Consider the following 12950-nt stretch of genomic DNA (forward strand, 5'->3'; position numbering starts at 1 on the left):
GTCCGGCTCTTCTAGTTTAACCCAGATTACGCTTTTGGTAAGTACTGGCGGCGGCGACAAAACCTTCAAACAGAGGGTGACCGTCTCGAGGTGTGGAGGTGAATTCCGGATGGAACTGACCGGCAACAAACCAAGGGTGACCAGGTATCTCGATCATCTCTACCAGCTTGCGATCCGAAGACAAGCCACTGAATACCAAGCCGGCTTTTTCCAGACGCTCACGGAAGGCGTTGTTCACTTCGTAACGATGGCGGTGACGCTCGATACAGGTGTTGCTCTTATAAGCCGCAGCGGCCTTGGTGCCTTCAATCAGATGGCACAGCTGAGCGCCAAGACGCATGGTACCGCCAAGATCTGAGGCCTCGTCACGCTGCTCCAGATTGCCTTCTTCATCGATCCATTCGGTGATCAGGCCCACAACAGGGAAAGGGGTTTCCTTGTTGAACTCGGTAGAGTGGGCACCTTCCATGCCGGCGACATGACGGGCGAATTCAATCAGGGCAACCTGCATACCCAAACAGATACCAAAGTATGGCAGTTCGTTCTCACGGGCATATTGAGCGGCAAGGATCTTACCTTCAACACCCCGCTCACCAAAGCCGCCGGGAACCAGAATGCCATCCAGACCTTCCAGCACTTCAACGCCTTTGACTTCAACAGTCTGGGAGTCGATATATTTGATGTTCACCGAAACCCGGTTTTTGAGGCCGGCATGTTTCAGCGCTTCGTTGACTGACTTGTAGGCATCCGGCAGCTCAATGTACTTGCCGACCATACCTATGGTCACTTCATTGTTTGGATTGGCTTCCTGATAAACCACGTTTTCCCATTCGGACAGATCGGCTTCAGGGCAGCTCAGGCCAAAGCGCTTGACAACCAGCTCATCCAGCCCTTGTGAGCGCAGCAGCGCCGGGATCTTGTAGATGGAATCCACGTCTTTGAGGGAGATAACCGCTCGTTCTTCAACATTACAGAACAGGGAGATTTTGGCTCGCTCTGTGGCTGGAATAGCGCGGTCGCCACGGCAAACCAGAATATCCGGCGCAATACCGATAGAACGCAGCTCTTTAACTGAATGCTGAGTCGGCTTGGTTTTCACTTCCTGAGCCGGGCCGATAAAAGGCACCAGAGTCAGATGCATAAACAGGCTGCGATCGCGGCCCAGTTCAACACCCAACTGACGGATAGACTCGAGGAAAGGCAGAGATTCGATATCACCCACAGTACCACCGATTTCAACGATGGCGACATCATGGCCTTCACCGCCTTCGAGGACTTTTTCCTTGATGGCGTTGGTGATGTGCGGAATAACCTGAATAGTGGCGCCCAGGTAGTCACCACGACGCTCCTTGCGCAGCACTTCCTCGTAGATACGACCTGTAGTGAAGTTGTTGCGGCGGTTCATCTTGGTACGGATGAAACGCTCATAGTGGCCCAAGTCCAGATCTGTCTCTGCGCCGTCCTCAGTGACAAATACTTCCCCGTGTTGGGTTGGGCTCATGGTTCCCGGATCAACGTTGATGTAAGGATCCAGCTTCATGATGGTTACATTCAGGCCTCTGGCCTCTAAAATTGCCGCGAGCGATGCTGCTGCAATGCCTTTACCTAGTGATGAAACAACGCCACCAGTAACGAAGATATACCTTGTAGTCATGCTGAACCTGAGAAAAAAGAATGATAAATAGGTGCTCGAATGAAAGCACCAGGACGGGGCGACAGTATATCAAAGCCCCTGCCATTTACCAAACAGGAATGACGATAATTTTTACGCGCTGATCTCATTCGCGCATTTTTAATCCAGGCTTCGCCTTCTACTGGATTTCACCGCGCTCTTCACGCTTGACCTGATCCCAATAAGCATCCAGTGCCTGCAGATCATGTTCTTCAAACGGCTTGCCACTGGCATTGGCTTTTTGCTCAACAGCACGAAAACGCCGCTCAAACTTGTTGTTGGCCCCTCTGAGAGCCTGCTCGGGATCCACCCCCAAGTGGCGCGCCAGATTCACCGCAGCAAACAGCAAGTCGCCCACTTCATCCTCAATCCTGGCCTTATCCGGCGTGGCTTGACGCGCTTCGTGCAACACTTCTTCAATCTCTTCCTGTACCTTGTCGACCACAGGCTCAAGCTCGGGCCAATCAAAGCCTACCCGGGCGACCCGCTTTTGGATCTTACCCGCCCGCGCCAACGCCGGCAGCGCCTTGGGAATATCGTCCAGCACTGAGTGCAGCTCGCGCCCGGCACGCTCGGCCGCCTTGATACGTTCCCAGTTGTTCTTGGCATCCGGCGCCGAGTCAAAACTCAAGTCGGTATCGGCGGCAAACACATGGGGATGACGATTGATAAGCTTATTACATATCCGCTCAAGCACAGTGGCGAAATCAAACCAGCCCTTTTCCTTGCCAAGCTGACAATAGAACACCACCTGAAACAGCAGATCGCCAAGCTCAGAAGGTAACTCCTGCCAGTCGCGGCTCTCTATGGCGTCGGCCACTTCATAGGCTTCTTCCAGGGTGTAGGGCACTATGGAGTCAAAATCCTGCGCCCTGTCCCAGGGGCAACCCAGCTCAGGGTCCCTGAGCTTTGCCATAATCTCAAGCAATGCGTTGATATCTGCCGCCACCGCCGTTACTCCTTTGTTGCTAATACGCTTACCAATCCAACGACTCTTTGATAAGTCTTAAAAAACAGCAGGACGCAACCTATGCGTCCTGTTTTTCGTGTCACTCGAATACCAATCCGGCATCAGAGCCTGCGGGCTTCTATTACCCCGTCTATCTGGGTCAGCTTGGAAATAACCCGGGATAAACCGTCGAGGTTATAAAGCTCCATCTCAAGTTCAATGGCCGCAGTCTGGTTCTTGAGATCCGATGAGGAACTCATCGCCAGCACATTGGACTTTTCCGCCGCCAGCACAGAGGTGAGATCCCGCAGCAGACCGGTTCTGTCATTGGCCACCACTCGAATACGGATTTTGTAGCCGCCGGAGTAGTTTTCGCCCCAGACCACATCCACTACCCGCTCGGGATGGGCGCGCATCAGTTCCTTGACCTGCTCACAATCGGCTCTGTGCACCGAAATACCGCGTCCCTTGGTAATAAAACCGAAAATTTCATCACCGGGCACCGGCTGACAGCAGCGCGCCAGATGGCTCATCAGATTACCGACACCATTGACCTCAATCTGGCCGCGATTGGCGCCTATGGGTTTCTGCTGACCTTTCTTGACCAGCTCTTCCACCGCTTCTTCGTCAGAAGGCTCCTGAGTTCTGAGTCGGCTCTGTACATGATTAACCACTTGGTTGAGGCGCACATCGCCGCCACCTATGGCCGCCAACAGGTCATCCATGTTGGTCATGTTGAAGCGCTCAATTGCGCTGCCGACATCCTTGAGTGTCAGCCCCACCCGCGCCAGTTCGGCTTCCAGCATCTCGCGTCCGGCCACCAGGTTCTTGTCCCTGTCCTGCTGCTTGAACCAGTGTTGGATCTTGCTGCGGGCTCTGGAGGTCTTGATATAACCCAGGTTGGGGTTAAGCCAATCCCGCTTCGGATTGGGATGCTTGGAGGTGATGATCTCGATGCGCTCACCGGTTTCCACCTGGTAGGTGAACGGCACTATGCGGCCATCGACCTTGGCGCCAATACACTTGTGGCCCACCTGGGAGTGGATATAGTAGGCAAAGTCCAGCACGGTTGAGCCGGCTGGCAAGTCCACCACTTCACCGGACGGGGTAAACACATAAACTCTGTCTTCGAAGACCTGGGCCCGGATCTCCTCCACCAGGTTGCCACTCTCGACCACATCTTCCTGCCACTGCAAAATCTTGCGCAGCCAGTTGATTTTCTCTTCGTAGCCGCTCTGTTTGCCGGAGTGATTGCCCTCTTTGTATTTCCAGTGAGCCGCCACCCCGAGCTCGGCATCTTCATGCATCTGCTGGGTACGAATTTGGATTTCGACTGTTTTGCCCTCCGGCCCCACCACCACAGTGTGAATCGACTGATAGCCGTTGGGTTTGGGGTTGGCAATATAGTCGTCAAACTCTCTGGGAATATGGTGCCAAAGGGTATGCACTACACCGAGCGCACCGTAGCAGTCCTGCAGCCGGTCGGTGACGATTCGCACTGCACGCACGTCAAACAGCTCGTCAAATTTAAGCTGCTTGCCGCGCATCTTGCGCCAGATGGAGTAGATATGTTTGGGGCGGCCATAGACCTTGGCACGAATGCCTTCTTCATCCAGCCGCGTTTGCAACTGATTGACAAAGTTGTCGATAAAGACTTCACGGTCCAGGCGCTTGCCGTCCAGCTGCTTGGCAATCTCTTTGTAGGTCTCGGGATGCAGATAACGAAACGAGATATCCTCCAGCTCCCACTTGAGCTGACCTATGCCCAAACGGTTGGCCAGCGGCGCGTAGATGTCGGCAATTTCCCGGGCCAACAATACCCGGGTTTCTTCATCGTCGTTTTTCACGGCCCGCAGCAGGCATACCCGCTCGGCCAGTTTGATCACCACGGCGCGTACATCTTCCACCATGGCCAGCAACATCTTACGGATATTGTCGATTTGCGGTTCGCTGCTGCGGCTGTCATTGCCCACCTTGAGTGCACCTATGGCATCCATGGTCTTGACGCTGTTGACCAAGGTTGCCAACTCGGGGCCAAAGTCTTCGGTGAGCTTGGCTTCATCGACTATGCCCACCTCGAAAAACACAAATAAGATGGCAGCCTGCAGAGTTTCGATATCCATGTTGAGCGGCGCGAGGATCTCTATCATCTCCCGCGCCTTGGCCTGCAGCTCGGCTTTGGGACGCTTGCACTTACCCATAGGCAGTGCTTCCACCTTGGCTATCAGCTCCAACAAACGCCCGGCATCGGCGGAGTCGGCCACATAACGATTAACCCACTCATCCAGATTGAAATCAGGATCCTTAAAGTGTGCTTCGCGAACAGATACCATCTCACCTTCCTTTAGTGTCCGATTAACAGACTCAACAAGACTCCCTATCTTGAGCATACCCGATGGGATGTCAAACCCCCGTGAGTACCTTTATTGATAAAATTGACTCGATAGACAATAAAAGCATCAATTCCGCACAAACAAGGCCATGGCTTCGGTGTGATGGGTCTGGGGAAACATGTCCAACACACTGAGGCGCTCCAGGCGATAACCTTGCTCGAGCAACAAGACGCTGTCCCGCGCCAGGCTCGCCGGGTTGCAGGAGACATACACCACTCGCTCGGGCGCGATGTTTTTCAGATAAGAAAGCGTCTCATAGGCACCGGCCCGGGCGGGATCCAGCAGCAGTTTATCCACCTTGCCAAGCCAGGGCTCGGTCGAGAGGTCGGCGCTGAGATCGGCGCAAAAGAACTGCAACCCTTCAAGCCCGGCCTGTTTGGCATTTTGTCTGGCCTGCTCAACCATGGCGGGCACGCCCTCGACACCTGTGACCCTAGCGCCGCTGGCCGCCAGCGGTAGGCTGAAGTTACCCATGCCGCAGAAGAGGTCCAATATGTGCTCGCCGGCCTTGGGTTGCAGCCAATCTATGGCCTTGGCCACCATGGCGCGGTTTACTTCACCATTGACCTGAATAAAATTCCCCGGATTAAACTTAAGCGTCAGCTCATCGCCTTCGGCGCCGGACAAGCGGTAGCTTGGCTGATTGCCCGTAAGGTACTCACACTCGCCCTGATTGTCCTGCAGCACCAACTGTAATCCTTGCTGCCCGGCAAAAGCCTTGAGCTTTTCCTTGTCTTTATTCACCAGTGGCCGGGTAATTCTCAGCACCACAAAACGACCGGCTTCGGTTTCAATCAGTTCCACATGACCAAGCTGAGCCACGCCCTGCAGGTGCGCCAGTTGCGCTGCCAACGGCTTTATCAGTTCCGACAACGAAGCCGCCAATACAGGACATTCGCCAATGGCAACTACCTTGCTGCTGGACTTGGCCCTGAACCCCAGGGTGAATTCGCGACTTTGTTTGTCATACCAGGTCGCCAGTCTGGCCTTGCGTCTATAATGCCAAGGGGCGGAAGCCAGCTCGCCTATCTCCGGCAGCTCGGATAGGCCAGAGAGTTTGGCAAACAACTCGGCCAGGGCCCGGCGCTTGTGCTGCCGCTGGCTCAAATCTGACAAGTGTTGCAGATCGCAGCCGCCGCAAAGCGCATAATGGGGGCATTGGGGTTCAACCCGCTCCGGCGATGTTTGGGTGATGCGGATGAGTTTGCCCCTGGCATAGTTCTTTTTTTGTTCGGTGAGCTGCACCTCGGCGCTCTCACCGGGTAACAAGCCGGGAATAAACACCACTTTGCCCTGATATTGACCGATCCCGGCACCCTGATGATCCAATCCGGAAGCCGTGAGTGACAGTTTTGCGGAGACTTTCTTGGATCTGTTTGGTTTTTCTCTAAAAAATTGTGCCATCTAGGCCCCTGAAACAATAAAAAACTGGCAAAGACGCCGGGATATCTGGCAGTCTATCTATAGCCGTAAAACAAACTATCTGGAATACCTATACCGCCCATGAACAGTGCGAATAACATGACCAAGTACAGCCTCAGATCCTGGGTGCTGGTATTGGCCCTGGCTCCTACCATTTTGGTCGGTATTCTTCTGGGCAGTTACTTTACCATAAATCGCTTTTATGAGCTTGAAGATACGCTCATAGAACAGGGCAGCAATATCATAGAGCCGCTGGCTATCGCCAGTGAGGTAGGCCTGGCCGCCAATAACCGCGAGGCCACCAAACGCCTGCTCGCCGCGGCTCAGCTCAACAAGTCGACCTTGGTGAAATCCATCGCCATCTTCGATGCCGACAACCAGCTGTTTGTCACCTCCCACTATCACAAAGACTTTGAGATTATGCGCTACAAGGGCGCCATCTCGGATCTGGCCCGTACCGAGTACGATCAGGTAGGCGACAGTCTGGTGCTGAGAGCGCCTATTTTCGCCGCCGGCAGTCTGTTGGCGGTAGACGATGCTCCCGGCTTCAATGAGAAACCTCTGGGTTATATCTCTTTGCTGCTCAACAAGGAAAAGGCGCTGCTGGAACAGCACAGAGCCGCGGTGGCGGCTTTTATCATAGTGCTTATCGGGGTGCAGCTGAATCTGCTGTTCACCTTCCGTTTGGTAAAGAATGTGACTCAGCCAATCACAGACATGGTGCGGGTGGTGGCCAAAATCCGCGAGGGCAAGCTGGATACCCGGCTGGAGGGCAATCTCATCGGTGAGCTGGATCTGCTCAAACGGGGGATTAACGCCATGGCGGGCTCCTTGTCGGAATACCATGACGAGATGCAGCAGAATATCGATCAGGCGACCTCGGATCTCAGGGAAACCCTGGAGCAGATTGAGATTCAGAACGTTGAACTGGACTTGGCCAAGAAACGGGCACTGGAAGCCAGCAGAATAAAATCTGAATTTTTGGCCAACATGTCTCACGAACTGAGAACGCCGCTCAATGGCGTGATAGGTTTTGCCCGTCAACTATTGAAAACGCCGCTGCACGCCAGCCAGATGGAATATATTCGCACCATTGAACGCAGTGCCACCAACCTGCTGAGTATCATTAACGACATCCTCGACTTCTCCAAGTTGGAAGCCGGCAAAATGGTGCTGGAAACCATGCCGTTTGCCCTCAGGGAAACCCTGGATGACACCATGATGCTGCTGGCCGGCTCTGCCCACGAGAAGGGGCTGGAACTTGTGGTGGATGTAGCCCCGGAAGTGCCGGATGCCGTCAGCGGCGATGCCATGCGGGTGGGTCAGATCATCACCAATCTGGTGGGCAATGCCATCAAGTTTACCGATCAGGGCAGCGTGCTGTTGAAGGTGGATATCAGCAACATCAAAGAAGACAAGTTGCTGCTGCACTGTGAGGTATCAGATACAGGTATTGGCATTGAAGAAAGCCAGCAGGAGTTGCTGTTTCAGGCGTTCGGCCAGGCCGATTCATCTATCTCACGCCGCTTCGGCGGTACCGGCCTTGGGCTGGTGATCACCAAACGCCTCATTAACCAGATGGGCGGCCAGATAGGCTTCAGCTCCCGGGTGGGTAAAGGCTCCACCTTCTGGTTTACCCTGCCACTGATGACCAGCCAGTTCCCAATAGGTGAGCCGCTGCCACTGGAGCAGCTCAGAGGCAAGACGGTATTGTTGTTTGAACCCAGGCCCTTGACCCGCTCTGTGCTCAACCGCCGCCTGCAACAATGGCAGATGCAGGTCAACAGTGTTCACACTGTGCCGCAATTGGAAGCCGAACTTGCTCAAGACAAGGCGCATTTCCACTATGTGCTGCTCGGCTGTCACGGTTTCGATGGCCCGACTCAGCTGCAGGCAGTGCTCAAGAGTGCCAGACAAGTGACCGAGGCCCTTATTGCGCTGTTCGACTGCCATGATCAAGAGGCACTGGAGCGCTATATTCGCCCTGTGGTAGACCTTGTTCTGAGCATTCCTGCCAGCGAATACCTGATGGCACGCAACATGATTTATCTGCCACAGGAATCTGAACTCAAGCCTGCCCTGCCCAAGCTGGTTGAGCCGCAGCAACGCCACAAACTCAATGTGCTGGCGGTGGATGACAACCCGGCCAACCTCAAGCTGATTGACACCCTGCTCGATGAATTGGTCACTGGGGTGACCACTGCCAGTAATGGCGAGCAAGCGGTGAATCTGGCCAAACAGCGCAGCTTTGATTTGATTTTTATGGATATCCAGATGCCGGGAACCGATGGCATTACCGCCACCCGGCTCATTCGTCAGGACTCGTTGAACCGCAATACCCCCATCATTGCGGTAACCGCCCACGCCATCAATGAGGAGCGCGAGCGGATCCTCAATAGCGGCATGGATGGCTACCTGCCCAAGCCTATAGATGAAGCTGCACTGAAAGGAGTGATCAGCCGCTGGATTACCCGGCCCAAGTTTACCCATTTTGACCAGCACACCCTCAACTGGGAGCTGTGTCTGACCCAGGCCAATCAGAAACAGGATCTGGCGCTGGATATGCTCAGAATGCTAATTGACTCCATGCCGGACACCACCAGCAACATCCAGGAATCGCTGGAGCAGGATGACGCCGCCAAAATGCAGGCCAGTGTCCACAAACTGCACGGTGCCTGTTGCTACTGCGGCGTACCGACGTTGCAAAAACTCTGTCAAACCGTGGAAGGCGGTCTCAAGCAGGGCAGCAGCATTGCCGAGCTGGAGCCGGAAATACTGGAGTTACTTGATGAGTTAACTAAGGTAGAATCTGCGGCAAAACAAGTGATATCCCAACTTTCGATGGATTTAACCGATGACAACTAAACCGGGCTTCTTTAAACGCCTAAAGGCGCTGGAACTGCCACAAAAGAAACTCTTTGCCGTGGCGCTGTGCCAGCGTATGTACCCCAACTACCAACTGTTTTCCGAGGTGTGTGAATTCGGCGATCCTCAGGTATTGGATACAGTGCTCAACCTGTTGTGGCAGTCTTTATATGACCGCAAACTCAAGCTGAACCTTGAGCTGCAGATGGCAAAACTGGAAGAAAACACCCCGGAGCCGACCCAATTCGACGCCTATGGAGTCTACCCGGCGATGGATGCCGCAGTGGCACTCAGTTCACTGCTGGGCGCACTGGAAAGCAAGGTGGAAGACGACATCACCAATATCTCCAAGCTGTCATCCGGTACCGTGGCCCACTATATCGAAGCCATAGCCGATCCCGAATTGGATGGTGAAGCATTGGACGAGTTTGTATTCAACCACGAAGTGATGCAGGAAGAGCGCGAATTGCAGGGATCCTTGCTGGAAATAATCGAGGAAAACCCGCAGATAACGGCGGAGTTTGTCAAAGCACTGCGCAAGGAAATCGTCATGAGCGGCGTATCCAACATAGGGATCAGCGCTCAATAAGATGCGTAAGCTTGTTTATCGTGGCTATATCCTCAGCAATACCGACGGCCTCACAGACAGCTGGACCCTGACCATAGGCCAGACCAGCCGTACCGGCTCTTTATTTGAGCTGAGAAGGCAGATCAATTTCTTTGAAGAGTTGGGGATATTGCCACAGCCGAAAATTGCTGACGCAACAGACACCGAAACAGCCGCCAATAAACCACTGCAGACCCGGAGCCAAAAGGCTCAAACGGCTTCCCGCAAAGCGACTGAGGGAAAAGCCACTGAAGGAAAAACCAAAGAGAGAAAGGCGGGAAAAGGCGGCGTAGGGGGAAAAAGCGCCATTAAAGGCTCACAGCGAAAAAACACTTCACCCAAAGGCCGTAAGTCATAGCAAAGACGGGGAAAATCGTCCGTCAAGCTACTATCCAAAACACCGAGGATGCGATCCCAGCTTATGCCAAGATGTACTGCACCTGCACGGATCCCTACTCTGGTCATACGTTCGTGGCAACCTGGTCACTTCAACACACTCAACCCAGGGCTACAATCAACCACCGAGCAACTGAGCGGATCATTATGTGCGAGCACTAGGGTGCTGAAGGTTTTGCCAAAGGCAGCTGTGGCTACTATGAAAAGTGCGTCAGCATGTGTTTGCCCCTTGATTAACTACTTTAAAGAAGAAAAAGCCCGCACCGCCGTCAGCAACAAAGAGATTAATCAAGCCACAGGAACCCAGATGGCCAGCCATTGGTTTACCGCTTCGCAGTGGCAATTACCCAATGCAGAGCAGTATCAAAAGCTGCAGGCCTTGTTTACCCAAAAGGCGCTGGAACGGGACTATGATACGCTGGAAACTGAGTTCGTGGCGCTGCAGCGACAATACCAAGGTCTGGCACAAGAGTTTGATGACTTGAATTCGGGGGAAAGGTCACACTATAAAAACAATGAGCGTGATGGCAAAGACAAGCGATATCAACCTAGTCGCGTGCAGTAGCATACTAAAACGATCACTTTTAGAAGCACAAGATGGACACCAGAGGTAGGAAAATGAGTCGATTTAACGAGCAATACTATATTGTTTTCGAAAATTATGATGACAACACACTGTATCTCAAGCCACAAAAACATTCAGCTATGCGAGATTACGAATACACCAAACTTACTGGTGGCGAGCCGATGTTTTTTGAAAATTGTTATCGCGATGAAGATTTGTCAAGGGGCGTTTCACGGCCTATCAAACAAGCACATTTAGATTCAACTTACCCTGTGTTTACTGATGCTATCAAACAGTCACTTGGCAACATTGATAATAAGTTTTGCCAATGTTACCCAGGGGTAATTGTGGATGACAACGGTAAGTTCCATGAAGAATATTGGGTGTTTAACGTCTTTGAAAAAATGGATGTGCTGGACCTAGATAGATGTGCCATAAGAAAAAGAAACCCCAATAGAGAGGGACAAAAAATTCAACAATACTGCTTGAGTGATGAAAAGTTAGAAGCGATACCAGAAGAAGATCGCTTGGTTTTTATGCCTAAATTCAGCAGTACTCCTCACATTATGATGCATGAGAAAGTGGTAAAAGCGTTTAAGAAACACAACGTGGATACGCTCAACTTTGTAAAAGTGTCTGATTGGGTTATGGGCCTTCAGTTTGTAGAGTCTTGATTATACAGTTGAGGGTGCTCTCTTGACTCTAATCTCGGGGAAAGATCAAAAACATTCGCTTTTTATTAGCTTGGACCAAACGATTGTTTCTCTGAAACTCTTTATCTCGATGAACTAATTGATAGTTAAGCACTGCTATTATTCCTTAAACCGTAAACCCAAAACCCATGTCCCAATCTAAGAGAGGAACAAGGTGTAGCCCTTTAGCCCCTATAACACTCAGCTTTTCAGCGACACTTCTATGCAAAATATAAGTTCCCCTCATACCGTAGATCTCAAACATCAAACGCTTATTAAGTGGAATTGCTAGCAACTTATTGGCATCGAGGCGAATATTAATCGCGGATACTTTGTCATTATCCCCACGGCTAATAAATTGTCCGTTGTCAAAATCGTAAGCCTTAATTTCATTATCAAGCATCATTACCCAGTATAAATGCTCCGTATTATCAGCATGTGTATACATAGCTGGTACTAACTGAAGCTGATAGAGGTCTTGATACTCTAATACTCGCTTTACCACTGAAGAAACCATTGGTAAGCCATCAAGTTCCATTGCGTCAATAAGCGGAACTCCCTCATCGGGCTCGGCGGGTGATTCTGCTCTAACAGGTGCCTTGAATGTGGTAGGAGCCATAGCTGTTAAATAATGGTATCTGCTACAGACACAAGAAGGAGATGGCACCTCATATGTACCGCAATGCAATACTACGTATTCGTTATTAACATCAGTCATGTTTACTGCCCTATTTTAAGGTCATAATTTACGATTTGTGTCTTGGATATCAGTTGCAAAAGGACATGCTTTGAAGGAGCTTTACACGGCATTCCGTTACCAGAATTTTGGCACCCAAAATAAGGCTTGGAGCCGGGATTAAAGTTCATACCCTGTTGCGATAACGGCCAAATAAAATTACTCAAAAATGTAAGAATCTCATTGCTTGACTCATTAAATTTACTCATTAGTGTAGAGTTAGTAGTTTTACCACAACTTCCGTTTCTCATCCTATCCTTAATTTCACTTCGAATAATCCGATGAGTAAGCGCTGCACACTGATTTGTGTAGTTATAAGGTTTTCCTGTTCGACTTCCCCAGTCATGCGGACCATTATGCAATGGCTTTTCTAAGTAGCACGTAGCTTCTTCTGTTGCTGGTAGGACAACAGAATTTTTGGGGTAGTTTATATCATAACCACAGTATTGTCCCATACGCCTTAACATCAGTTTTTCTCTGTCATTGCTTTACCGTCTTTATGGCGTTTTACTCTAAACGCATTCACGGGTATTAAATTCCGGGGAAAGGTCACAACCAATACTGGTGTCTGCGTTATTATAACGAGAACATTCTCACAGAAAAGTGGTACATTCATCGGATAGCTCGCAAGTCAGGAAGATTTTTTATCAAGG

At 51.5% G+C, this 12950-nt stretch carries 12 protein-coding genes; 6 read left to right on the forward strand and 6 right to left on the reverse strand.

Annotation, left to right across the window (positions count from 1 at the left end):
- Positions 1–16: 16 nt before the first annotated feature.
- Positions 17–1597 (reverse strand): CTP synthase, encoded by a 1581-nt coding sequence (locus tag ACWAU4_RS15050; RefSeq protein ID WP_238336466.1) that lies wholly within the window; start codon positions 1595–1597, stop codon positions 17–19.
- On the opposite strand from ACWAU4_RS15050, the gene ACWAU4_RS15055 reads away from it, so the two are divergent.
- Positions 1539–1685 (forward strand): hypothetical protein, encoded by a 147-nt coding sequence (locus ACWAU4_RS15055; RefSeq protein WP_232786079.1) that lies wholly within the window; start codon positions 1539–1541, stop codon positions 1683–1685. The genes ACWAU4_RS15050 and ACWAU4_RS15055 overlap by 59 nt on opposite strands.
- Positions 1686–1811: 126 nt before the next feature.
- Here ACWAU4_RS15055 and mazG read toward each other — a convergent pair whose 3' ends face one another.
- The 3 genes from mazG to rlmD all read right to left on the reverse strand — a co-directional run bounded on the left by mazG (position 1812) and on the right by rlmD (position 6418).
- Positions 1812–2621 (reverse strand): nucleoside triphosphate pyrophosphohydrolase, encoded by an 810-nt coding sequence (gene mazG, locus ACWAU4_RS15060; protein ID WP_311043268.1) that lies wholly within the window; start codon positions 2619–2621, stop codon positions 1812–1814.
- Positions 2622–2743: 122 nt separating this feature from the next.
- The gene (relA, locus tag ACWAU4_RS15065) at positions 2744–4954 is read right to left on the reverse strand and encodes a GTP diphosphokinase (protein ID WP_044734857.1); all 2211 of its coding nucleotides are present in this window, start codon (positions 4952–4954) and stop codon (positions 2744–2746) included.
- Positions 4955–5080: 126 nt separating this feature from the next.
- A complete protein-coding gene (gene rlmD, locus ACWAU4_RS15070; RefSeq protein WP_107005308.1) occupies positions 5081–6418 on the reverse strand; it encodes a 23S rRNA (uracil(1939)-C(5))-methyltransferase RlmD in 1338 nt (445 codons plus the stop codon).
- Between the two features lie 99 nt (positions 6419–6517).
- On the opposite strand from rlmD, the gene barA reads away from it, so the two are divergent.
- The 5 genes from barA to ACWAU4_RS15095 all read left to right on the forward strand — a co-directional run bounded on the left by barA (position 6518) and on the right by ACWAU4_RS15095 (position 11543).
- Positions 6518–9301 (forward strand): two-component sensor histidine kinase BarA, encoded by a 2784-nt coding sequence (gene barA / locus ACWAU4_RS15075; RefSeq protein ID WP_025011654.1) that lies wholly within the window; start codon positions 6518–6520, stop codon positions 9299–9301.
- Entirely contained in the window at positions 9291–9890 is a 600-nt protein-coding gene (locus tag ACWAU4_RS15080; RefSeq protein ID WP_028781512.1) for a YjaG family protein, read from the forward strand. Before barA ends, ACWAU4_RS15080 begins: the two co-directional genes overlap by 11 nt.
- A gap of 1 nt (position 9891) precedes the next feature.
- Positions 9892–10266, forward strand: a complete 375-nt coding sequence (locus ACWAU4_RS15085; protein WP_107005307.1) for a DUF3319 domain-containing protein — start codon at positions 9892–9894, stop codon at positions 10264–10266.
- Positions 10267–10533: 267 nt separating this feature from the next.
- On the forward strand, positions 10534–10869 hold the full coding sequence (locus ACWAU4_RS15090) for a hypothetical protein (RefSeq protein ID WP_052678930.1): 336 nt from the start codon (positions 10534–10536) through the stop codon (positions 10867–10869).
- A 32-nt stretch (positions 10870–10901) separates the two neighbouring features.
- Complete coding sequence (locus tag ACWAU4_RS15095) at positions 10902–11543, forward strand: imm11 family protein (protein WP_208124927.1); 642 nt, start codon at positions 10902–10904, stop codon at positions 11541–11543.
- Between the two features lie 145 nt (positions 11544–11688).
- On the opposite strand, the gene ACWAU4_RS15100 is transcribed toward ACWAU4_RS15095, so the two are convergent.
- The gene (locus ACWAU4_RS15100) at positions 11689–12279 is read right to left on the reverse strand and encodes a hypothetical protein (protein ID WP_045283866.1); all 591 of its coding nucleotides are present in this window, start codon (positions 12277–12279) and stop codon (positions 11689–11691) included.
- A 2-nt stretch (positions 12280–12281) separates the two neighbouring features.
- Positions 12282–12764, reverse strand: a complete 483-nt coding sequence (locus ACWAU4_RS15105) for an AHH domain-containing protein (RefSeq protein ID WP_208124928.1) — start codon at positions 12762–12764, stop codon at positions 12282–12284.
- Positions 12765–12950 lie beyond the last annotated feature (186 nt).

The organism is Shewanella sp. FeAMO, assembly GCF_053653955.1.